A 22,670-nucleotide genomic window follows, 5' to 3' on the forward strand; every position below is an offset into this window, starting at 1 on the left:
ACATGCACCCGCTACAGAAACATATTGAAGAAGTAATTGTATTGACCGATGATGAATTTAGTCATGTACTAAGCCACTTTACTCCACAAAAGAAAAGAAAACACCAATACCTAATTCAAGAAGATGAGTTGGTAAATAAAGAGTATTGGGTCATCAATGGTTGCTTGCGATCCTACTTTTTAGATGAATCTGGGAAAGAACATACGGTCCAATTTGCTGTTGAAAATTGGTGGGTCACAGACTATCAGGCTTTTGAAAAGCAGGTAAAATCACAGGTTTATATAGATTGTTTGGAGGATTGTGAGCTCTTGTACATAACCCATGAAGACCGTGAAAAGCTTAGCCAGGAATTTCATAAAATGGAGCGGTTTTGGGCTAAAAAAACCAAACTTGGTTACATAGCATCTCAAAATAGGGTGCTGTCACTTCTTAAAAACACCGCAAGGGAAAGGTATGAGCTCATGTCTGCCCAGTACCCCAACATTATTCAAAGAGTATCCAAAAAAATGATTGCCTCTTATCTAGGAGTTTCTAGAGAAACCTTAAGTAGACTTTATTCGTAGACAATACTCTTTTGTTCAACTTAATTAAAAGTGAGTTATGTCACTTTAAAATAGTGAGACAACTCATTTTTCTTTTTACTGACTAAGACCAATTTTGTCTTGTATTTAAATCAGTTAAAATGCCTTACATAAATATTAAGGTGACCGATGAAGGTGTCACCAAAGCACAGAAAAAAGACCTCATTTTAGGAGCGACCGATCTTTTGGTCAAGATCCTAAACAAAGACCCTAAAACGACCCATGTGGTAATAGAAGAAATTCCCATTGATAATTGGGGAGTTGAAGGAAAACAGTATGAAATAGAAAAAAATAAAAAGAAACGATGAAAGAAAAAACAATTATAGTAACAGGTGCGTCAACCGGAATCGGAAATGCAATTGTAAAGTTATTCATTGAAAAAGGCAGCAATGTTATAATGAATTCCAGCAATAAAGAACGGTTAGAAAAAGCGTATAAGGAGTTGGGAGAACCTAGCAATGTAATTCCTGTAGTTGGCGACATTGCCAATAGAGAAACAGGCAGGGAATTGGTGAGGGTCGCTTTGGAGAATTTTGGAAGGATTGATGTGTTGATCAATAATGCTGGCATCTTTGCTCCCAAACCATTTAGTGAGGTGGAAGAAGAGGACCTGGATCGTTTTTTTAATATAAATTTTAAAGGAACCTACTTCACATCACAAGCAGTAATTCCTCAAATGCAAAAACAGCAAAAAGGAACCATTTTGAATATGGGGACAGTGTTGGTAGATCACGCCATAGCTGGTTTTCCTGCCAGTGCAGCGGTATCCAGCAAAGGGGCTATACATACATTTACAAGACAACTTGCTGCAGAATATGGTAAGGACAATATAAAAGTGAACACCATTTCTCCCGGAATAATTAGAAGCCCATTGCAAGGCAAAATAGGAGTGGAAGATGCAGATAGCCTTGCAGGGCTTCATTTATTAAATAGAATTGGTGAGACCCAAGAAATTGCCGAAACGGCATACTACTTGGCTCATGCAGATTTTGTGACTGGAGAAACTATAAATGTAGCTGGAGGCCATACCATTGGGCACGCTATTTAATTCAGAAAGAAATGTATTCAGAAAAGATAATAGAGATAGAGAAGGTGGTCAAGGACTACTTTAATGGGCTGTTCTACGGAGATATTAACTTGTTGACAGGGGCTTTCAGCAGCAATGCTGTTATCTATGGGGACATTCATGGTGAAACTTATATAAAACCTATAGTACCATTTTTGGATTGGGTTAGTGAAAGGGAAAGCCCAAATGACAAAAAAGAAAGTTTTCTAATGAAGATTTTGAGCATTGACCTTTTGGGTGATTCAGCGGTGGTAAAAACCCATGTGCCCATGTTAGGAAAAAACTATTATGATTTTTTAGCACTACATTGTGTGGAAGGAGAATGGAGTATTGTAAATAAATTGTTTTCCCATGTGGAATAAAACCAAAGTCTCATCACTTTTAAATATAGATTATCCAATAATTCAGGGACCATTTGGCGGTAGATTTTCTACCGTCAAACTGGCTTCTGCTGCTTCCAATTTGGGCGGAATGGGGTCATTTGGTTTAAATGCATATAGTGCCAAGGAAATTAAAGAAGTGGATACAGCTTTGCGAAAATCAACAGCAAAACCGTATGCGTTAAACCTTTGGGTTCCTCTAAAAAAAGATCCAGCACTTAATTACACGGTTGAGGAGTTTGAACGGCTTAGGCAGAAATTTGGAACATTGTTCGAAAAGGTGAACATGGAACCCCCTATTGACTACCAAAGTAAAGCACCCAAATTTGAGAATCAAATAGAGGCGATGATTGAGGCGGCACCACCTGTGGCAAGCTTCATTTTTGGATTTCCGGAGGAACATATAATAAAAGCATTGAGAAAGAGAGGCTCCAAGGTCATTGGCACAGCAACATCGGTGGAAGAGGCCGTTTATATCCAAGAAGCCGGTGCAGACATTGTTGTGGCCACAGGAAGTGCCGCAGGAGGCCATAGAGCAGCTTTCCTAAATACTGATGAGACCAAATTTATGGAGACACCAGAGTTGTTGGAAAAAGTTTTGAAAACAATAAGCATACCCATTATTGCTGCTGGTGGCATAAGCACTTCCAAAGATATAGCTCAAATGTTTCAATTAGGAGCTGGGGCGGTTCAATTGGGAACGGTTTTTTTGGCTACAAATGAATCAGGAGCCTCTCAATACCACAGAGCTAGAATGTTTACAGAGGGATATCAAACTAAGCTTACCAAAGTTTTTACTGGCAGGTACGGGCGAGTAATTAGCACTCCTTTTGTTGAAAGCTTTAAAAAAGAAGATGAGGTTGCCCCTTATCCATTGCAAAGTTCATTTTTGGCTCCATTGCGAAAAAAACTGGAGGAAAATGGAAACAAAGAATTGATGGCACTTTGGGCAGGGCAACCCTCAGCACCCATAAAATGCAAAAGTGCGGCACAACTTTTCAAGACACTTGTAAAAGAACTGGATTTAATGCAAGGTTGATGCAATGGGAACACCATAAAACTGTTAGTTCAAGAATACTTTTACGACAATACCCATAGTATTTAGTATTTGACCCCATGGTTCAAAAATTTAACCCTGAGATTGATAAGGTGTATTTCATCAACAAATACACATTACTTCATATTGTATCAGGTTCGGGGACTATCCAAGTGGATTTTAAGAATTACACAGACTGGCAAGACAAGGCCATATATCTAGAAAAAGGACAATACATCAAATTTTTTTCGGACGATTTTTCGGTAAGGAAAATAGAATTTCCTAGTAAATCTATCTTTGAAAAGAAGGAGGTTCGTGTTCTTTTTAAACACTTGATTTCATTGGGTTATATTAACTTTAATGAATGCGAGGAGTGTAAAAAGTACCTTTCAAATACGGTATTTTCAGAAAACACGGCCGAAATCATAGATATTTCTTCAAAACAATGGTATTGGCAAAACCCTTTTCAGGCAAGCAAACAAGAATATCAGATTATTTTTGATGTTAAAGACATTATTGATCAAGAATATTATGGGAACTTCACCAATAATGACCTTTCTGCATTAATGCTTGAAAATGGGTATGACGCCCAAGCATTGATTAAAGATAAAGTTGGTCTATCCATTAGAACATTGCTTTCCAACAAGAGGTTAATGGAGAGCAAGAAAAAAATAGCCTTTACAGATAAGAGCATTCAAGAAGTTTCTTATGAAACTGGTTATAAAGACCCCGCGTATTTTAATCGAGTGTTCAAAAACACAACCGGCCAGACCCCCTCTCAATTTAGGGATGGTTTCGACTATGAGAACCGTGATTCCTTCACACAGAATCTTTTAGAATTGCTGAAAGCACATCATGCTGAACAACGCTCCTTGGATTTCTATGCGGATAGGATGCATCTTTCCGTTAAGGCACTTTCAAAAAAAACCAGGGCCAAGATGAATGCTTCTCTAGGGCAATTAATTAGAAACGAGGTAATCTCTACTTCAAAAAAGTTATTGAGCCAAGATGCGTCCATAAAAGATGTTGCTTATGCATTGGGGTTTGAAGAAGCCAATCATTTCTCACACTTCTTCAAAAATTATACGGGCAATACCCCCACCGATTTCAAAGTTAAAAAGTACAATTCATAGCGTCTTTTTTGTAGGCATTCTGCTGCATTCCATGCTGAAATTTGCAATGTAATTACAAAATAAAATTTGTTTAACCATTAAAAATATCAGAAATGGACATTAAATCATTAGCCGCCGAAATGGACGGCATAGTAACACAAGGAGCTATAGTTGATGCCGTAAAGCAATTCTTTGCAGAAGACGCGACCACATCAGACTATAGCGGGGTAGCAACCACCAACAAACAACAAATGGTGGAAAAAATGGAAGGTTTTGCTGGTGCCATTGCCAAAGTAAATGGGATCACGCACCACCATACCATTGTAGATGGAAACGTATCTGCCTCAGAATTCACGTTTGATTTCAACATGAAAGATGACAGCAAAATCTACTGGCATGAAATTATTCGTCGTATCTGGAACACTGATGGCAAAGTAGTGCAGGAAGAATATTTCAACGCACAATAAAGTGAAGTTCAGATGTATTTCTCCAACACTACACGGAGTAGCCGATTACTCGGCAGGAATAGGTTTGATTTTGGCTCCCTTTTTATTAGGGCTAGGTGGCGTCAACAATCTAGCAGTTTGGATATCAGTGATAACGGGAACAACAGTTTTGGTAGTAAGCGCTTTAACGGATTATAAATTGGGTGCGCTACGAACGATTCCGTTTCAGGGACATCTTGCAATTGATTTAACTGTGGCTATAGCCTTTATGGCAATCCCTTTCCTCCTTGGTTTTAAAGGATTGGACGCTCACTACTATTGGATAAATGCCGCTGTAGTATTTACAGTTGTTTCTCTTAGCGCAACAAAAGAAGAATTAAAACAATAAAAACATAATATTTAAATACAAAACAATGAAGATTTTAAAAAACATATCAATTTTAATTATTGCAGTAGTTACTGCAAACATGACCTTTGCTCAAGACAAAAAGGCAAACAATATAGATAATAGTAACATCGCCCTTCAGGGCTACAGTGCGGTTTCTTATTTGGATTTGGGAATTGCCCAAAAGGGAATCAAAGAATTTAAATCTGAACACAATAAGGTAGTCTACTATTTTACAGATGCCGATCAAAAGAAGAAGTTTGATAAAAATCCAGGCAAATATATGCCTCAGTACGGCGGGTATTGTGCTTTTGGTGTCTATGCAGGTGCTAAATTTAGACCAGACCCCAATAAGTTTATAGTTAAGGATGGAAAATACTTTTTGTATTTATATAACCTTGAGTTGGATGCGCAACAATTGTGGTTAGCCGAAGGCAATCATAATAAATTGATGAACAAGGCCAATGCCAATTGGAGCAAACTGAAAAACACCTATAACTAGTAGTTTCATGATTGGTTGTGTGTTGAAATACCTTGGCAATTTTTTGTCAGGGTATTTCTCTGTTTTAGACAAATTCTATGTAACTAGCAAAAGAAAGTATAGCCATGAAAGAACTGCTTAGTACTATTAGAGCTTGCCAAGTGTGCAAAGAACACCTTCCCCTTGGTCCAAGACCCATTGTTGCCGCAGATTCCAAAGCGCAAATTTTGATTATAGGCCATGCTCCGGGAACCAAGGTTCATAAAACAGGAATACCTTGGGACGACCCCAGTGGGAAACAACTTCGTAAATGGATGGGGATAACAGATCAAGAGTTTTATGATGTCACCAAAGTTGCCCAAATGCCCATGGGATTTTGTTATCCGGGAAAAGGAAAAACGGGAGATTTACCGCCAAGAACCGAGTGTGCTCCCTTATGGCATGAAGTGCTTTTAAAGAAAATGCCCAATCTTAAACTAACTATTTTGATAGGCCAATATGCCCAACGCCATTATTTGGGAGACAAAATGGAAAAGAATTTGACTGAAACGGTAAAGAACTATATGAACTATGCCCCAGACTATTTTGTAATACCTCATCCATCACCAAGAAATCGTTTTTGGTTAAGTAAGAACCCTTGGTTTGAAGATGAGGTTGTACCCAAACTGCAAGAACGAGTTTCAAAACAACTAAATTCCTAATAGGAAACAGAAGAGCGCAGCCTGCTAAAAGTTTCGGGCTTCATATTGAGGTAAGAGGCCAAATACTTTTGCGGAATTACTTTTAGTTCTTCAGGACAACGTTGCATAAAAGTTACATATCGCTGTTCGGCTGAAAGTGTCAACAGCTCAACCTCTCTACTCAATCTACCAAACAATATTTGCTGAAAAAACTCATGCCCCCAAACATGGAAATCAGTATACTTTTTAAACAAGCTCAAATAATCGTTTAATGAAATAGCCAATAATTTTGAAGGCTTTAGTGCTTCCAAAAAGGTACTGGAAGGTTCCTTGGAAATAAACGAATCAAAAACCCCAGAAGGGCTTCCTGCGTACGAAAACCCCAACACTACTTTTTCCCCCTTTTCATTCAAAATATAAATGGCCTGCACTCCTTCCAAAACAAAGTAAAAGTATCGCTCAATATTTCCAGCCTCGGTGATTAGGTCATACTGATTAAAGGATTTGAGTGACCAAAGCGATTTAAAATGATATTCTTCTTGTTCCTTCAAGGTAATCTGAGGGAAAAACGCCTTTAAGCGAAGGAAAGTTTCGTCATCCATACAAGTGGTAAAATTTCTTTAAAAATAGCCATTATGATTTAGGATGTAAAGCCATGTTTTAACACTTTGGTCAGGTCGTTCACTGTCGAGACCTAAAGGTTCATTATTGCCCATCTTAATTATCTTTCACCTCATAGTTTTATGGGTTAATAAAAGCCTAATTGTATTTAATTTAAGAATGATTGAAATGGATTGGACATAGTTTGGTGGTCTAAACTACCATCTATGAGAATAAAACTACTTCTTCTAATTTCAATTTTCATCCTTTTATCCACCAATGGGTTTTCTCAAACAAGTACAAATCCTAAAAACAACAACTTAGAATTCTCAACAGGCTTCAATTCGGGCTCTTTAAAGAATTTAGAATTTGCACCAGTCTCCCGTTACGATTATGATGGCTTGTTTTACAGATTGAACTATGAACGTAAAAGCAGAAATGAAAATTTATTTGAAATACAGGTTGACTATTTAACCACAGAATTAAAATCTGACGCAATTCCACAACTAAATACAGACTATTCTAAAATAGGGTTGGGTTTTTCGTATTTAAAACAAATTTTTGATAAAGACGCTTTTTCCATTCACTTAGGATTACAATCTCAAACCACGGCCTCTTTATACAGGGATAATTATTATTTAGTGGACCAAGAATTTGGTATAGCAAGCCGATTTACTTATTGGTTAAACGAAAAACAACATTTAACTTCTAAACTCACTATTCCTTTGGTATTAATACGGCTTAGGGGAGATAATGGCTTAGATGCGTATTTAGTAAATCGTTATCAAAGCGCCCTATGGAACTTGGAATATGGGTATTCAATCTCTAACAATTTTGGCATACATCTCAGCTATGATTTTAAATACAATAGACTTCAAATACCAAATGCATTTAGAGAACTACAACATCAGGTCAACCTAGGGATTAATTATAAATTTTAATTATGAAATGTAACTCAACTATAATTTATGCTTTTTATTTTCTATTAATTTCAATATCAACATCTTGCTCAGATTCTTTGATTGGTGATGAAGGAAAATCGGATGAAGACATTTATTTAAACTATCAGACAAAAACGGATTTAGAATTGCCTTTTGAGGAAGAATGGTATGTGTTTGTTGGAGGCAGAACGCACTTAAATGGACGACATCATTTTATTACCCGCGGTACAGGTCAAAGGTATGCCTATGATGTGGCAATTGTAATTGATGGAAGTAGTTTTTCAGGGGATAGCAGCAAAAATGAAAATCACTATTGTTTTGGTAAGCGCTTAAATGCTCCCGCCGATGGTAAAATAATAGCCATGGAAAATAACATTGATGATAATTATGTATCAGGTGCTGTAAATAGTGATATTAATGATAGTAATCTTGCGGGCAATTATATTATAATAGACCATTTAAATGATGAATACTCTATGTTGGCACATTTTAAGAAAGGCACTATAACAGTTGCTGTTGGAGATACGGTTGTTAAAGGACAAGAAGTGGGTAAAGCAGGAAATAGTGGAAACTCTACAGGACCACATTTACATTATCATTTACAAAATACACCTGGTTATCTTAATGGAATTGGACTGCCTGCCCAATTTACCAATTACTATGAGGATGATGTACTAACACAGAGAGGTGAGCCCGTGCGAGGTCAAACTGTGGTAAAAAATTAAACAACATCTGTAAAACATATTAAACAAAAGGTGGACGGAGGGGCAAAACATCTTTTCGGTCTTCCCCATCGTCCTGAGCCTGTCAAAGGGAGACAAAAATGATATTTAAAGATTTTAACCTCTATCTTTCAATCCAAAAACCCATCTATCAATTTAGTCTGGATTTTAAAGATAAAAATCCCGAACTTCACTTATCGTTGGATATAAATCATTAAAACCGATTCATATCCTTTTAGTTGCCAGTAATATGAAAAATACAATCGTCATAGGAATTTTGCTACTGAACTTAAGCTTATTGTTTGGACAAAATATTGACGAGCTTAATACAAACAAGAAAGTTGCTAAGTTTTTAGAAAAGGAAATCAATAAAAAATACACTTTTAAAAAAGTATTTGACAAAGAAGTTGAAGCGGATGAAGAAGATTTTAAATACTTCGTTAAAAGAATTGACTTAGACAATAATGGATTTACAGATTTGGTTGTAAATGCATATATGCCCCTAATTATAGTTCTTAACAATGGAGATAAGGATTACAAAGAATTAAATTTCAGAAACACAAGGTTCTTTTCTGACAATGAACCAGAATTAGACTCAATCGCAGAAATTGGAAATGGAAAAGTGCTGATTTTCGAAACGGAAATCCAAGAATATGACGATACGAACTATCCGAACATAAAAATCAGAGAAAGTCAAAAAAAATTGTCATACAATAACAAAACGAAAGAGTCGGAATGGGTAATCAGAGATGTGAAATTTAAAGTGGACAGTCTAACGGTAAAATATGGAGAGCTTGTAAATTACAGGCAAAAGACACCTAAAGAGAATAAAATTAAAGAATTATATTTCTCAACTACCGGATGTTACGGAAGTTGCCCTGTATTTGAGATACAATTAAAATCCAATAGAGATTTGGAATATAATGGCAAAAGATTTACCAATCATCCTGGATTGGAAAGCTTTAAACTGAACCAAACCGATTATGATAATCTTATTGGGTTAATTGAATATTCCGAACTAGAAAAACTCAATGACTTCTATTCTGTGAATTGGACTGACGACCAAACTGGAAAATTAAAGGTTATATATGAAAATGGAGATATAAAGGAAATTCAGGATTATGGTTTGCAAGGAACAACTAATTTACAAGCGATTTATAAAAAATTGTTTGAAATAAATAATAACGTGAAATAAATACTACTGGCAACAATATATAAGAAAACATAGGGCTTCTATGCTTAATCGAAAGTTCTGTGTTTATTTGGTATAGTACTAATCCGAAACGTATCGCTTATCAACTGTCCTACGTTTCTTATACGAGACCGATAAGTGCAATCTAAAATATTTGAAAAGATTGTACTTTTGAAACCTATAGCTTTATCCTAAAATTTCATCTATCTGAACCATATGTCGTTCCATATGGGAGAGTAAAAATTCAAAAGCTTCAGGTAAATAAAAGCGCACCAACGGACCAATTGCTGAGGTAATTTTAGCCTTGGATACCTCCTTACTTCTACTTTTTATAATAGACTGTTTTAAATGGTCATGAAGTATAAAAAACTCAGTGAAAATGGCATCAATTTTTTCCCTGTTCAAATCTTCATGGCTCAACAGTGGCTCAAAGCGTTTAAGGGTTTTCATTTTCCATTTTCTTATGCCCTCTTTAGGCCGTTGCCCTTCAATCACAAACTTTTGCCACGGCCTTGCCTTAAACTCTTTTGAATCTGAATTGGTATTAGGAAGCTTGTCCAAAGCTGCATCAATTTTTTCTGCGTATAAGTTGTACGAAATATTCAAATGGGCAATCACCTCAACCACATTCCATGATTTTGAATTTGGTGTGGCTAACAATTGGGAAATGTCTAATGCCTGAATTGTTTTCACATGATTCAGGATTCCATTTAGGCGTTGAATTTGGTTTTCAGATGTGATTTGTAAACTTGCCATAACCGTTCATTTTTTGATCAAGACAAAATTCTACTATAGCAACGAGACAAAAGTTGATTCAAATCAAGAAATCTACCTTGAAGGCATTACAAGATGATCTAGTATCTAGAACCATCATGTTTTCCTTCTTCCCAGCCATGTTTGCCCAGGTATTGCTCTCCACTTTCTACAGCACCTTCTTCAATGGATGTACCCATAGAATCGTTCCAACGGTTGAGGTAACCAAACAAAGAAATCACCCCTAGCATTTCTACAATTTCCCCTTCGTTCCAATGCTCATGCAAACGAGCCTTTATTTCGGCATCAACCGCATTGGGCACTTGGGATGCAACCAAGGAAAAATCCAATGCTGCACGTTCGGCTTCAGAAAAAGCAGGATGAGTTCTATATTCCCAAATATTGTCCAATTGCTCTTGCTCCGCACCGTAACGTTCAGCGGCCCTTATGGCGTGCGCTTGGCAATAACGGCATCCGGTGGCATTACTGCTGACCCAGGCAATCATACGTTTAAGGGCTGAAGTTACCCTGCCTTCATTGGCCATCACTGCTTTGTTGAGATTGATAAATGCCTTGGAAATTGCTGGCCTATGCTGCATGGTCAGTACTGAATTTGGACAAAACCCAAGCGTCTCGTTGAAGAATTCAGCAAGTTTTCTTGTCTCTGGATCGTGATTGGGGTCAAGCGGATTTACTAATGCCATAGTGCAGTTTTAAATTGTATTTTTGAAGGCTACAAGAAACAAAAATTTGACATCATGACAAATCATATTACCACCAAATGGCTTGGAGGGATGGCCTTTGAAAGCAATAACCCTTCTGGATTAAATTTGAAGATTGATGCAGGCCCTGAAGACGGGGGTAAAGGTGAAGGACTTCGCCCTAAGGCATTGATGCTTTCTTCTGTTGCAGGTTGCTCTGGATTGGATGTTGCATCACTCATTAAAAAAATGAAATTGGAAGTAGATGATTTTCAAATTGATACCATCGCCAATTTAACGGATGAACATCCCAAATATTACGACACCGTTGCCATAGAATATCATTTTCATGGTTCTAACCTAAACGAAACAAAACTGCAGAAAGCCGTAGATCTGTCTGTGGAAAAGTATTGTGGTGTAATGGAAATGTTTAGAAGATTTGCAGAATTGGAAATAAAGACGGTTTTTCATCATAAGTGATATGCTAGAGTATGTAAGAACACCACCAGAACGATTTGAAAATCTGCCAGATTTCAATTTTAAAGAGAACTATGTTGATTTTCAAAATATGCAAATGCACTACCTTGACGAAGGACAGGGGGAAGTTATTTTGGCGTTACATGGAGAACCAAGCTGGTGTTTTTTATACCGAAAATTTATCCCTGTATTAAAAGGATATAGATTTATTGCTCCCGATTTCTTAGGCTTTGGAAAATCGGATAAACCCATTAATTGGAAAGAATATAACTATCAATTGCACTTAGATTCATTGATTAGTTTTTGTGATAAGCTGGAGCTAAACAACATTACTCTCGTTGTTCAAGATTGGGGAGGACTATTGGGGCTGGGTCTACTTGGACAACACCCAGAAAGGTTTAAAAGGGTGGTCATAATGAATACCTTTTTGCCCATTGGAAAAAAACTGAAACTCCCTTTTAAAATTTGGGTATGGTTTGCAAGATACCACCCATCACTTCCCGTTGGCAGATTAATTCAATATGCAAGTTATGCCACTTTATCAAAAAAGGTATTAAAGGCCTATGACGCACCCTACCCCAATAGAAAATTTAAAGCAGGGGCGAGGGCATTTCCCTCTTTGGTTCCATCAAATAAAAAAGATCCAGCGGTAGTGTATTTAAAACACGCTAGGGAAGTATTGTCCAATTGGGATAAACCTGCATTGGTCTTATTTTCAGATAAGGACAAGATATTGGGCGGATTGGAAAAATTCTTTTATAAATTAATGCCAGCTACCAACAAACAACAGAAAATTATAATTGAAAATGCAGGTCATTTTCTACAAGAAGAAAAAGGAAAAGAAATTGCCCAATATGTAGATGCCTTTATTAAAGGTGAATTAGAGCTTTAAGCCTGTATTTGAAACACTCCCTTGTTTTTGATGCTCAAAACTTTAAATCTTAACCATGCGATGGACCATAAAACCTAAACCTACCCCCAAAGACATTGAAAGACTTTCAAAGGAGTTGCAAGTGGATGAGTTAGTGGCACAATTGCTTTTGCAAAGAGGAATAACAACGTACCAACAAGCAAAAGCCTTCTTTCGCCCCCAACTATCTCAGCTGCACGACCCCTTCTTGATGAAGGACATGGACACTGCCGTAGCGCGAATTGAATCCGCTATTGCCAATAATGAAAACATCATGGTCTATGGAGATTATGATGTGGATGGTACAACAGCGGTGGCATTGTTTTCATCTTTTCTTTTAGAGAGTTACCCAAATGTGACAACATACATACCGGACAGATATGGGGAGGGATACGGGGTATCCATTCAGGGTATCGACTTTGCCTCCGACAATGACTTTACATTGATAATAGCTTTGGATTGTGGAGTAAAGGCCATTGAACAAGTAAAATACGCCAAGCAAAAGGGAATCGATTTCATCATATGTGATCATCATAGACCAGGGACGGAACTACCAGATGCAATAGCAATTTTAGATCCCAAGCGAGAGGATTGCGACTATCCGTACAAGGAGTTATGCGGCTGTGGTGTTGGGTTTAAGCTAATTCAGGCATTAACGATAAAAAACGGTGGAACAATAGATGACCTAATTCCTTACTTAGACTTGGTGGCAACCGCTATAGGTGCAGATATTGTTCCCATAACCGGAGAAAATAGGGTGTTGGCTTATTATGGGCTACAGGTAATCAACATGAATCCAAGAATTGGGTTTAAGGCAATTATTGACCAAATTAAAAAGAAGACCCTAACCATTACAGATGTTGTTTTTATTATAGCCCCACGAATCAATGCCGCGGGCAGGATGAAGCATGGTCAGCATGCAGTAAACCTTTTGGTAGCAACAGATTTGGATGCTGCTACCATATTTGCCAAAGAAATTGAGCAGTTCAATGCCGATAGAAGAAATTTAGATCAGGAAATTACGCAAGAGGCCTTAATGCAAATTCAGGAGAATGACGAAGAGAAAAGGTTTACATCAGTGGTCTATAATGAAAATTGGCATAAGGGAGTTATTGGGATTGTAGCCTCTAGACTTACAGAAACCTACTATCGCCCTACCTTGGTTTTTACTAAAAGTGGCGATAAGTTGGCAGCATCCGCAAGATCTGTAAAGGGTTTTGATGTGTATAACGCTTTGGAAGAATGTTCGGATTGTTTAGAACAGTTTGGAGGGCACAAATATGCAGCGGGATTGACACTTTTAGAAGAGCAATATGGAGCATTTAAGTCTCAATTTGAAAAGGTGGTTTCACAATCCATAGACCCAAAACTGTTAGAACCCGAGCTTACTATTGATGCAATGATTGAATTAAACCAAATTGATGATAAGTTAATGAGAATCATAAAACAGTTTGCCCCGTTTGGACCAGGGAATATGACACCGGTGTTTATGGCCAAAAAGATTCAGGATACAGGTTATGCAAAAGGTGTTGGTGGTGGCGAAAAACATTTGAAATTAGCCGCGTTTCAAAATGGTTCCATACCTATTGGTGCAATCGGCTTTAATTTGGGCGATAAAATAGATACGATAAAAAACAAAAATTCCTTTGATGCGGTTTTTTCATTAGATGAAAACGAATGGAATGGAAGGGTAAACCTGCAGTTGAAACTGAGAGATATTCGCTAGTTTTTATGGATCCGTACGCAGCACTTCGATACAAAGAATTCAATATATTTTTAATTGTCCGTTTTGCAATGGTCTTTGCTTGGTCCATGCAGTTTATCGTCATTGAATGGCAAGTATATTCTTTAACAAAAGACCCTCTATCATTGGGGATCATCGGGTTGATGGAGGTGATTCCAGCAGTGGGAATGGCTCTGTTTGCAGGGCATGTTGTAGATCAAAAAGAAAAAAGAAACCTGCTGATCAAGTGTATTTTGGGATTTTCGGTAATCAGTCTTGGTCTGTTTTTTCTTAGCGATCCATCTTTGGAAACTGATATTTCTTCAAAGAATATTTTATATGCCATTTACTTTTTGGTCTTTCTAGGCGGCCTTGTGAGAGCTTTTTTAGGACCCACTATTTTTTCTTTGATAGCCTTAATAGTTCCTAAAAAGATTTACCCAAATGCAGCTACTTGGAGCAGTTCCACTTGGCAGATGGCATCTGTTATGGGGCCAGCATTGGCTGGTTTCAGTATTAGTTGGATTGGTGTTCATTGGTCTATGTGCGTTATTCTGGCTTTTTCGCTCTTAGCGTTGATTTTCCTGCTCAGAATTCCTAGAAAGCCCATTTTAAATCCAAAAATTGGAGAGCCTATTTTTCAAAGTTTAAAAGACGGATTGAAATTTGTTTTTAACAGTAAGGCAATTTTTGGAGCTTTGACCTTGGATATGGTCGCGGTACTTTTTGGAGGTGCCGTGGCACTACTGCCCATTTACGCCCAAGATATTTTGCATGTGGGGTCGGAAGGATTTGGCATTTTAAGGGCCGCACCTGCAATTGGAGCCTCTATCACCATGCTTGGATCAACTAGATTTCCGTTGCATAAATACGCGGGCAAAAAACTGTTATTGGCTGTGCTTGCATTTGGTGTATGTATCATAGTGTTTGGTATTTCTACGTCCTTTTGGCTTTCTGTTGTGGCGCTCTTTTTAAGTGGAGCAGTGGATGGGGTTTCCATGATAATCCGCCAGACAATATTACAACTGAAAACACCGGACCATATGAGAGGTAGAGTGGCTTCTGTAAATTCTATTTTTGTGGGCTCATCTAATGAACTTGGAGCATTTGAGAGTGGCTTGGCCGCTAAACTATTGGGTACTGTTACGGCAGTTGTGTTTGGTGGGTGCATGACACTTTTAACTGCTGGAACCACTGCCTTGATATCCCCTACGTTTAGGCGACTGGACCTGTCAGTTGATGTTGAGGAACATGAAAAGGATTAACCTTCTAGTTTTTCTAGAGATAACTTATCTCCATCAAAAACGGCATAAGTAAAATATGAAATCCAATCTCCCAAATTGGTATAGACAGATTTTTCATTTAGTTTTATTTCCATTGGAAGGTGACGATGCCCAAAAATAAAATGATCATAGTGCTGTTCTTCCAGTTTTCGTTTTGCATATAGGATCAACCACTCTTTGTCCTCTCCTAAGAAAGATGCATCAGCTTCACCCGAAATAATTCGGTTATTCACGGAAAGATGTTGTGCTAACCGTACTCCCAAATCAGGATGCAGCCATCTAAAGAACCATTTGGCCAAAGGATTGGTAAACACTTTTTTCATACGTTTAAAACCTTTGTCATATGGCCCCAAACCATCCCCGTGCCCAATAAAAAAAGAGGTATCGTTGATTAAATACTGTTGAGGTTTATGATAAACGGGAATATTGAGTTCTTCTTCAAAATAACCGTTCATCCATAAATCATGGTTTCCAACAAAATATGTAATTGGAATGCCGGCATCTGAGAGTTCTGCAAGTTTGCCCAATGTTCGTGTAAACCCTTTAGGAACTACGGTTTTATATTCAAACCAAAAATCGAATAGATCTCCCATTAGGAATATAGCTGCAGCATCATGCTTTATGGAGTCTAACCATGCTACAAATTTCTTTTCCCTTGGTAAACTTGCTTGTAAAGTAGGGGCACCTAAATGATTATCGCTGGCGAAATAAACTTTTTTGCCTGATGGAACGGTAATGCTTTTCATTTCCTTGTAAATATAAGAATTCCTACTTTTGGGAATAGAGTGATTTAGTTGTCCTCAGCAAACCACTCAGCAAAAGACGTTTCGGTTTCTTGAAGTTTTAGAGAATGCAATTGGATGTTTTTAGGAAGACGCGCACGTATTTTGGAAGCAAAATCTATGACCATGTTTTCACTAGTGGGTTGGTAATCTGCCAAAATCACATTATGGCCTCTTTTTGATAATTCTTTGGCAAGCTCTATATGGGGCGTATTTTTATTAAAAACGGTAGCATGATCAAACTTATCCACAACTTCTTCCTTAACAATGGTCTTGAGGTCGCCAAAATCAATCACCATGCCCAGTTTTACATGATCGGTATCCGTTATTGGTGTGCCAATAACCGTGACAGATAGCTTGTAGCTATGTCCATGCACATTTCTGCATTTGCCATCATAGCCAAATAAGGCATGTCCCGTTTCAAAAGTAAATTGCTTGGTAATTCTAATGCTCCCCATAAAGTGTCCAAAAATACAAAGGTAATAATCCTTGAAAAGGCAATTCTAATTGGATGTAATTATGGTAACGGTTTATTTTAGGGTATACAATAAATAGGACGAACCTATTACCAGAAATGGAGAAGCAATCATTAGTAGAATCACACTAGCTCTATAAAGCCCCCAGAATGATACTGTCTTTATATTCTCGTTGTCGGTCTTGTCATAAATGATTTTTACTCTTTCGCCAACCTTATGAGCAGGGGGACTAGAGCTTATGGGACTTTTATATGTTCTGGTTATACTGTTTCGGTCCTTAAATTCAAACACTGGTGTATAAGTGTTTCCATCACTATCGTAGTTGGTTAATAAATCTATGACCACTGCAGTAGTTTTTATACCATCTGCAAGTAAATTTTGAGTCTTCTGATATTGCTGAAAGGCAAAGAAGAGCAATACAAAACCCAAAGTGAAAAAAGAACCGTACAAAACCAGCCACATGGTATACTTTTTTACTGCCATATCTGGCTATCGTTTAAATTTTCTTCTATTGCGGAATCTGGTAACCAAATAAATTACAACTACCATAAATGCCACTATCGGAAAAACAATATCACTATTTAAAAATGAAAGAAAATCCATTTATTTCTTGTTTAATGCAGTATTAACGATTTTCGATCAACATTATTTTTTGAAGTTTTATTTTTTCCTTGGCTTCTCTCAGTTCTTTCCAGATAACTGACTGGTTTGATTGAGGAGAAACAATAGAAAGGACATAAAGCCCCTTTAATTGCTTTTTAGGTATAACCTCTAATTCCATGTTGAGCAATACGTTTTGCCCATTGGTAAAACAATCAATAAAGTCTATTTGTACACTATAATTTTTGGTCGGAGAACTTGACTTTTTCAATTCTCCAAAATGCACTTTTATTTGAGAAGTATCTATTTCCATTTTTTTTGATGCTGCCACCGCACTATATAAACCCTTGTAGTATTTAGATAGAAGTGTTTTTAACTCACTTTTGGACAACTCTTCTTTGTTCTGTATTGAGAGAACAAACAAATAGGTAAAATATGTTGATGATTCAATATCGAACATTCCAGGAGCAAAGCGCAGTTCTTCAAAGCCTTCATAAGGTAAACTAGGGGCAAAGTCTAATGGAAAGTCGATTTTTTCATACTTCCAATCCTCTGGGCCATCAAGAATAATAGGAGTTGATTCTTGTGAAAAACCCATGAATTGACAAATAAACATGAGTAAAATGATTAATACAATAGGTTTTGTTTTCATTAGATGTGCAATCTAAAAGTCCAGATTTGTTTAAAATCCTGGAGTGTTTTCAGATAAAAGTACTGAACTTTAGTTAAGGAATAAAAGTTAAAAGATGGACGGTTTTAATGGCCCAAATATTTTTCCAAACCGTTTTGGGAGCTCATCTATTATATATAGTTGCTCTCCAGTAAATGGATGTGCAAGTTTTAAGGAATAAGCATGTAAATACAGTCCTTTTCCTCTCAAAATAAGGTTTTCCATTCCATAGTCCTTGTCCCCCAGTATTGGGTTCCCAATGCCAGATAAATGTTTGCGCAGTTGATGTCTTCTTCCGGTCAACGGGGTCAATTCCACCAAATTTAGCATGCCAAATCTTTTAGAAGAAATCGATTGATGAACGGTATAGGTTGATTGAGTTGCCTTGCCATCAATTTTTGAATCTATTTCACCTTTGCAATCCATTTCACCAATAGTAACGGCATAATACGTTTTCCCAATCTTTTTGTTTTCAAACATTTTGTTTAATGTACGGATGCCACTACTCGTTTTTCCCACCAATAAAATACCTGTGGTAGCATAATCCAATCGATGAACAGGTTGTGGTATTGTAGCATCTGGGAGTTTACTGGCTTTGATGTTTTGGGCCAGGGCATTGGCAATGGTTTTAAAACTGTTTCCGCTCACCAAAATTCCGGCAGGTTTATGAATCATTGCCAAGTGTTCGTCTTCAAATAGTACTTGTAGAGGAAAAACCAACTCTTTTTCAGGGCCTACTTTTTCCGGAATTGAAAGTTTAATGGTTTCACCCCCATTTATGAATGTAGCTGAAGTGGCAATAAGCTCATTTACGGTAATATATTTTTTCTTTAGGGCTTTTTTTAAAGCTGATTTAGTTGATACTTTATCGAAAATGCCAACACCATATTCTTGAAGCCGAATAGGGTTTGGTAATTTATGAACAATATGGGTTTGGGTTGAAGATATACCGGTTATTTTTTAAATTTTTCCAATGCCGCTTTCGTTGCTGATGATAATGCCAGTTTACCAGATTGTTCTGCTCGATCTAAAAGCAATTTGCTCCAATGTTCTGTGCCTTCCCATAGAACATGTTTCATCCTTGCTAAAGCCTCTGGATTGTATGAAGCAAGTTTTTGAGTGTGGAATTCCAACTCTTTATCCATCTCCGCAATGGAATCGAACACTTTGGAAAACAACCCTTTTTCCTTTGCCCAATATGCATTTTTCCATTCTGTTGGAGATAAGGACAATTCTGCCAACCCCGCTTTTCCCATTTTTCTTTCTACAGCGGGCGCAATGACCAAAGGAGCAATGCCTATGGAAATTTCGGAAAGTTTTATGGAAGCTGCCTCCGTGGCATACACATAGTCGCAAGCAGATGCCAAACCAACGCCGCCACCTACTGCTTTTCCCTGCACCCGTCCAATAATGGGTTTTGTGCACGTTCTCATGGCATTGATCACATTGGCAAAACCGCTAAAAAATGCTTTTCCTTCCTCCAAATTGGAAATGGCGACTAACTCATCAAAAGATGCCCCCGCACAGAAAGCACGTTCTCCTTCAGATTTTAAAATGATAATGGAAACTTCGCTTTGCCCTGAAAGCCTATGGAATTCTTTGGCAAGGCGCTCCAACAATTCTGAAACAAATGAATTACTAGCAGGATGTCCAAACTCGACTGTTGCTATTCTGTTTTCAATTTTTGTGTAAAGACTTCCGCTAGGTCTGTTTGTGGGCATTGTTTTAGATTCTTAGTTCTTTAGAATACTAAATTAACTGTTTTGCACTAAGGGCTTAAATTTTCTTCGAAACTTCCAGACCAATGCCAAGCCTCTTATTAACATCCAAACAATGAATGCAATCCAAATTGCATAGAATCCCCACCCAAGATACTTGCCTAAATATAACGCAGGAATAAACCCTAGAAATGTAGCGGTGAGCAAAACGTTTCTTAGGTATTTCATTTCTCCCAACCCTTTAAACAGCCCATCAAAAACAAATGCCAAAGTATTCATGGGTAACCCAAGGATAACAATAAAGAAGATTCCATAAAAGGTTTCCAGAACAATGGATTCATTTGAAAAAATATGACCAATAGGTTTGTAAAAAATAAATCCGAAGGCCATTAAAATAAGGCTTATGAGCAAACCGTAAGTAATGATTTTCTTGGATAGCTTCCAGAGACCTTTGTAGTCTTTGGCGCCTAATAGTTTTCCTCCCATACTATTCCCAGCTGCGCCATACCCATCAATAAAAAAAGCGGCAAACAACCATAAGTTGATTGCTATTGTATGTGCGCCAATGTATCTATCGCCTAGAGCAGTTGCTTCACGAACGGCTATAATCAAAGCTGCATTTAGCGCCAGTGCCCTAACGAATAAATTCAAGCTCATTATAACCAGTCGCTTTATCTCTTTGTTCAAAGGAAATACAAGTTTTAAGCTTATTTCAGTTTTCTTTAGGAGCAGTACAAAGACCAAAATGGCCATGACTGCTTGAGAGATTAGACTGGCCCATGCTGCACCTTCTAAATACATGGCGGGAATTAGACCATCTATACCATAGACAAAAATAAAATCCAAAATAATATTGAGTACAGCCCCAATTAGGGCAATAATCATTGGATAATACGTATTCTGCAAACCTCTAAAGATTCCAAAAACGGCAAAAGTGAAAAGAGTTAGTGGGAACCCCCATACTCTAATGGAATAATAGGATATACAGTATTGCAATATCTTACCTGTAGCTTCAAACAAGCTGAAAATCTCTTCTACAATGAAAATTGTTGAAAGTAATAGGAAGATGCTCAAGAGAATATTAAAAAAGATGGCTTGCGCAGGCAGGTTTTTAACTTCTTCTAACTTTCCTGCACCCAGATATTGTGAAATTATAGCAGAAATGGAACTTCTGGTTTGACCCAGTACCCAGATAAGCATGGATAAGAAGGAACCTACAATTCCTGCAGCTGCCAATGACTCCAGTCCATCAACCGGAATATTGCCCACAATGGCAGTATCCGTAATAGAAAGAATAGGCTCTGCAATACCAGAGATGGTAGCAGGAACGGCGAGTTGGTTTATTGTTTTAAAATTGACTTCTGTTCTCAAAGTCAGCGCAAGTTACAGTACTAATTCATAACAATGAAAAGGATGTATACTTTGTTTTGGAAAGAATATGTCATCCAATTTTTGATAACCACGTTGTTCATAGAATCTTTGATTCCTTTTATTTTGGGAAAAGGTGTCCAATCGTACTGATTTAAAACCATTTGATTTGGAGTAGGCTTCCGCGTAGTCCATTAGTTCTTGAGCAAATCCCTTGCCCTGATAACTAGGATGAATCCCAAGACGATGTATGTAAGTACTGTTTCCGTTTGGCGTTAACCATTGGATGGGAACATACTCTTCATCCATAAGTGTAGAGATGACCATATTGCCTATCACCTGTCCATTAATTTCCTTAACATACAGTTCATTTCTTTCAAAATCACTTAAAAAGGCGCTTTCTGATGGATAATGTTCGTTCCACTGAAAAATTCCATTATTGTTCATTTCAGCGGCACAGGCCTTGGTAATGTTCAGTATATCCTTTATTTCGGATATCTTTGCATGTCTTATCATGGATTCATTTCAATTAAATTGTAAATTTAAGGTATAATCATAACCACCATACAATGAATAATATACTGGTACCCATAGGAACCTCTCCTAATTCATCCGACACGCTTCAATACGCCATTGACTTTGCTGCAAATTTTGGAGCGCAAGTTTTTGTAATGGATGTATTTTCTGTCACTTCAGGAACAGGAAGCTTAGCCAATGTTAAAGAGAAAGTGGCAAAGAGCAGTAAGGAACACTTGAAGGAAATTATTGAAACAGTCAATACAAATGGTGTTGAAATTAAGATTGCCACATATAATGGGGACATCATAGATGGCCTTAAAGAAATTGATAAAGAGCTAGGGATAGATTTGATGATCATTGCGCCACGTAGCAATGCAATAGAAGAAGAGCTTTACTTGGGAAATACCACCGGTAGAATTGTGAAACAAACCAATATTGCCACTTTAATAGTGCCAAAAGGAACAGTATTTAAGCCTTTAAAGAACATTATGACCGCTTTTGGATCGGGAATTCTAAAAAGGAACCGAATTCTAAACCCACTAATTGCCATCAAGGACAAGTTTAGGTCTGGTATAACGCTTCTTTTGGTTAAAAGACCTGGGTATTCTGAAGAAGACCTGCAAGTAAATACAGCACTTTTGGACCTTAGCCAACAGCTAAGCATTACGGAACATGCAACCACCTACCTAGGCGTTTTAGAGCATTTTCAGAAACAACACCCAGATTTGCTGTGCGTATTTAGAAGAAAGCGCGGATTCTTCAAGAAACTATGGGAGAAAAACACAGTTCCCAAAGCTGAGTTTTTTGTTACAATACCGGTATTGGTGCTCAGCGTTAAAAAGTAATAGGGGATACTTTTCAATTTTGAAACTTTACTAAAAAGTCTTTCCTTTGCGCACGCTTGGGGGATTAGCTCAGTTGGCTAGAGCGCTTGCCTGGCAGGCAAGAGGTCACCGGTTCGAATCCGGTATTCTCCACTAAGTAAATAAGAGCCTTCACGGATGTGGGGGCTTTTTCAGTTTAGAAGAATGTACAGTTTGCGCATACTTTTTTAGAATTTAGTTGACT

Annotated in this window: 29 protein-coding genes and 1 tRNA gene; 19 read left to right on the top strand and 11 right to left on the bottom strand. The window is 37.5% G+C overall.

Translation table 11 applies throughout. The annotated features are described in order from the left end of the window. The first annotated feature begins 2 nt into the window (after window positions 1-2). The 10 genes from DKG77_RS03870 to DKG77_RS03915 all read left to right on the top strand — a co-directional run bounded on the left by DKG77_RS03870 (window position 3) and on the right by DKG77_RS03915 (window position 6,188). Complete coding sequence (locus DKG77_RS03870) at window positions 3-563, top strand: Crp/Fnr family transcriptional regulator (RefSeq protein WP_109660365.1); 561 nt, start codon at window positions 3-5, stop codon at window positions 561-563. Window positions 564-682: 119 nt separating this feature from the next. Next, a complete protein-coding gene (locus DKG77_RS03875) occupies window positions 683-889 on the top strand; it encodes a tautomerase family protein (protein ID WP_109660366.1) in 207 nt (68 codons plus the stop codon). Further along, window positions 886-1,629: an SDR family NAD(P)-dependent oxidoreductase gene (locus DKG77_RS03880; RefSeq protein ID WP_109660368.1), complete on the top strand. Its 744-nt coding sequence runs from the start codon at window positions 886-888 to the stop codon at window positions 1,627-1,629. The genes DKG77_RS03875 and DKG77_RS03880 overlap by 4 nt, the downstream gene beginning before the upstream one ends. Before the next feature lie 11 nt (window positions 1,630-1,640). Beyond that, a complete protein-coding gene (locus tag DKG77_RS03885; protein WP_109660370.1) occupies window positions 1,641-2,009 on the top strand; it encodes a nuclear transport factor 2 family protein in 369 nt (122 codons plus the stop codon). After that, entirely contained in the window at window positions 1,999-3,066 is a 1,068-nt protein-coding gene (locus DKG77_RS03890; RefSeq protein WP_109660372.1) for an NAD(P)H-dependent flavin oxidoreductase, read from the top strand. Before DKG77_RS03885 ends, DKG77_RS03890 begins: the two co-directional genes overlap by 11 nt. 77 nt (window positions 3,067-3,143) lie before the next feature. Beyond that, the gene (locus tag DKG77_RS03895) at window positions 3,144-4,196 is read left to right on the top strand and encodes a helix-turn-helix domain-containing protein (RefSeq protein WP_109660374.1); all 1,053 of its coding nucleotides are present in this window, start codon (window positions 3,144-3,146) and stop codon (window positions 4,194-4,196) included. 92 nt (window positions 4,197-4,288) lie between these two features. Beyond that, on the top strand, window positions 4,289-4,642 hold the full coding sequence (locus DKG77_RS03900) for a nuclear transport factor 2-like protein (protein ID WP_109660376.1): 354 nt from the start codon (window positions 4,289-4,291) through the stop codon (window positions 4,640-4,642). A 1-nt stretch (window position 4,643) separates the two neighbouring features. After that, the gene (locus tag DKG77_RS03905; RefSeq protein ID WP_109660378.1) at window positions 4,644-5,009 is read left to right on the top strand and encodes an SPW repeat domain-containing protein; all 366 of its coding nucleotides are present in this window, start codon (window positions 4,644-4,646) and stop codon (window positions 5,007-5,009) included. 25 nt (window positions 5,010-5,034) lie between these two features. After that, complete coding sequence (locus DKG77_RS03910; RefSeq protein ID WP_109660380.1) at window positions 5,035-5,508, top strand: YHS domain-containing (seleno)protein; 474 nt, start codon at window positions 5,035-5,037, stop codon at window positions 5,506-5,508. Window positions 5,509-5,612: 104 nt separating this feature from the next. Then, a complete protein-coding gene (locus DKG77_RS03915; RefSeq protein WP_109660382.1) occupies window positions 5,613-6,188 on the top strand; it encodes a uracil-DNA glycosylase family protein in 576 nt (191 codons plus the stop codon). Here DKG77_RS03915 and DKG77_RS03920 read toward each other — a convergent pair. Then, on the bottom strand, window positions 6,185-6,769 hold the full coding sequence (locus DKG77_RS03920) for a Crp/Fnr family transcriptional regulator (RefSeq protein WP_109660384.1): 585 nt from the start codon (window positions 6,767-6,769) through the stop codon (window positions 6,185-6,187). The genes DKG77_RS03915 and DKG77_RS03920 overlap by 4 nt on opposite strands. A 225-nt stretch (window positions 6,770-6,994) precedes the next feature. Between DKG77_RS03920 and DKG77_RS03925 the strand changes: the two genes are divergently transcribed. The 3 genes from DKG77_RS03925 to DKG77_RS03935 all read left to right on the top strand — a co-directional run bounded on the left by DKG77_RS03925 (window position 6,995) and on the right by DKG77_RS03935 (window position 9,625). Then, on the top strand, window positions 6,995-7,708 hold the full coding sequence (locus DKG77_RS03925) for a hypothetical protein (protein ID WP_109660386.1): 714 nt from the start codon (window positions 6,995-6,997) through the stop codon (window positions 7,706-7,708). Window positions 7,709-7,710: 2 nt separating this feature from the next. Beyond that, window positions 7,711-8,433 carry a M23 family metallopeptidase gene (locus DKG77_RS03930; RefSeq protein WP_109660388.1) on the top strand — a complete coding sequence of 241 codons (723 nt, stop codon included), beginning with the start codon at window positions 7,711-7,713 and terminating at the stop codon, window positions 8,431-8,433. 247 nt (window positions 8,434-8,680) lie between these two features. Then, the gene (locus DKG77_RS03935) at window positions 8,681-9,625 is read left to right on the top strand and encodes a DUF6438 domain-containing protein (RefSeq protein ID WP_109660389.1); all 945 of its coding nucleotides are present in this window, start codon (window positions 8,681-8,683) and stop codon (window positions 9,623-9,625) included. Between the two features lie 183 nt (window positions 9,626-9,808). Here the strand turns inward: DKG77_RS03935 and DKG77_RS03940 are convergent, their stop codons facing one another. Beyond that, window positions 9,809-10,378: a DinB family protein gene (locus DKG77_RS03940; RefSeq protein WP_109660391.1), complete on the bottom strand. Its 570-nt coding sequence runs from the start codon at window positions 10,376-10,378 to the stop codon at window positions 9,809-9,811. Window positions 10,379-10,476: 98 nt separating this feature from the next. Further along, window positions 10,477-11,079 (bottom strand): carboxymuconolactone decarboxylase family protein, encoded by a 603-nt coding sequence (locus tag DKG77_RS03945; protein WP_109660393.1) that lies wholly within the window; start codon window positions 11,077-11,079, stop codon window positions 10,477-10,479. Between the two features lie 54 nt (window positions 11,080-11,133). Here DKG77_RS03945 and DKG77_RS03950 point away from each other — a divergent pair, with 54 nt between their 5' ends. From DKG77_RS03950 to DKG77_RS03965, 4 genes are read left to right on the top strand one after another with little or no spacing between them, the layout of a single operon-like run. Further along, window positions 11,134-11,556 (top strand): OsmC family protein, encoded by a 423-nt coding sequence (locus DKG77_RS03950; protein ID WP_109660395.1) that lies wholly within the window; start codon window positions 11,134-11,136, stop codon window positions 11,554-11,556. Window position 11,557: 1 nt separating this feature from the next. Then, entirely contained in the window at window positions 11,558-12,445 is an 888-nt protein-coding gene (locus DKG77_RS03955; protein ID WP_109660397.1) for a haloalkane dehalogenase, read from the top strand. A 55-nt stretch (window positions 12,446-12,500) separates the two neighbouring features. Next, window positions 12,501-14,189, top strand: a complete 1,689-nt coding sequence (gene recJ / locus DKG77_RS03960) for a single-stranded-DNA-specific exonuclease RecJ (RefSeq protein ID WP_109660399.1) — start codon at window positions 12,501-12,503, stop codon at window positions 14,187-14,189. A 5-nt stretch (window positions 14,190-14,194) separates the two neighbouring features. Continuing rightward, window positions 14,195-15,451, top strand: a complete 1,257-nt coding sequence (locus DKG77_RS03965; protein WP_109661423.1) for an MFS transporter — start codon at window positions 14,195-14,197, stop codon at window positions 15,449-15,451. Here DKG77_RS03965 and DKG77_RS03970 read toward each other — a convergent pair. The 8 genes from DKG77_RS03970 to DKG77_RS04005 all read right to left on the bottom strand — a co-directional run bounded on the left by DKG77_RS03970 (window position 15,448) and on the right by DKG77_RS04005 (window position 21,599). Further along, window positions 15,448-16,215, bottom strand: a complete 768-nt coding sequence (locus DKG77_RS03970) for a UDP-2,3-diacylglucosamine diphosphatase (RefSeq protein ID WP_109660401.1) — start codon at window positions 16,213-16,215, stop codon at window positions 15,448-15,450. The two genes, DKG77_RS03965 and DKG77_RS03970, sit on opposite strands and share 4 nt — an antisense overlap. Before the next feature lie 44 nt (window positions 16,216-16,259). Next, window positions 16,260-16,709, bottom strand: a complete 450-nt coding sequence (locus DKG77_RS03975; RefSeq protein ID WP_109660403.1) for a 6-pyruvoyl trahydropterin synthase family protein — start codon at window positions 16,707-16,709, stop codon at window positions 16,260-16,262. A gap of 72 nt (window positions 16,710-16,781) precedes the next feature. Then, window positions 16,782-17,210, bottom strand: a complete 429-nt coding sequence (locus DKG77_RS03980) for a DUF3592 domain-containing protein (RefSeq protein WP_109660405.1) — start codon at window positions 17,208-17,210, stop codon at window positions 16,782-16,784. A 142-nt stretch (window positions 17,211-17,352) separates the two neighbouring features. Then, window positions 17,353-17,925 (bottom strand): hypothetical protein, encoded by a 573-nt coding sequence (locus DKG77_RS03985; protein WP_165819344.1) that lies wholly within the window; start codon window positions 17,923-17,925, stop codon window positions 17,353-17,355. Window positions 17,926-18,066: 141 nt separating this feature from the next. Then, entirely contained in the window at window positions 18,067-18,672 is a 606-nt protein-coding gene (locus tag DKG77_RS03990; RefSeq protein ID WP_313789494.1) for an RluA family pseudouridine synthase, read from the bottom strand. A 278-nt stretch (window positions 18,673-18,950) separates the two neighbouring features. Further along, window positions 18,951-19,718, bottom strand: coding sequence for an enoyl-CoA hydratase/isomerase family protein (locus tag DKG77_RS03995; RefSeq protein WP_109660411.1), 768 nt, complete (start codon window positions 19,716-19,718; stop codon window positions 18,951-18,953). Between the two features lie 33 nt (window positions 19,719-19,751). Then, complete coding sequence (locus DKG77_RS04000) at window positions 19,752-21,086, bottom strand: MATE family efflux transporter (protein ID WP_109660413.1); 1,335 nt, start codon at window positions 21,084-21,086, stop codon at window positions 19,752-19,754. A 12-nt stretch (window positions 21,087-21,098) separates the two neighbouring features. Next, a complete protein-coding gene (locus tag DKG77_RS04005; RefSeq protein WP_109660415.1) occupies window positions 21,099-21,599 on the bottom strand; it encodes a GNAT family N-acetyltransferase in 501 nt (166 codons plus the stop codon). A 53-nt stretch (window positions 21,600-21,652) separates the two neighbouring features. On the opposite strand from DKG77_RS04005, the gene DKG77_RS04010 reads away from it, so the two are divergent. Together DKG77_RS04010 and DKG77_RS04015 are read left to right on the top strand one after the other, a co-directional pair. Then, window positions 21,653-22,447 carry a universal stress protein gene (locus DKG77_RS04010; RefSeq protein ID WP_109660417.1) on the top strand — a complete coding sequence of 265 codons (795 nt, stop codon included), beginning with the start codon at window positions 21,653-21,655 and terminating at the stop codon, window positions 22,445-22,447. 58 nt (window positions 22,448-22,505) lie between these two features. Then, window positions 22,506-22,579 (top strand) — tRNA-Ala (locus DKG77_RS04015). Window positions 22,580-22,670 lie beyond the last annotated feature (91 nt).

The sequence above is a fragment of the Flagellimonas aquimarina genome (genome assembly GCF_003149745.1).
Lineage (GTDB): Bacteria > Bacteroidota > Bacteroidia > Flavobacteriales > Flavobacteriaceae > Flagellimonas > Flagellimonas aquimarina.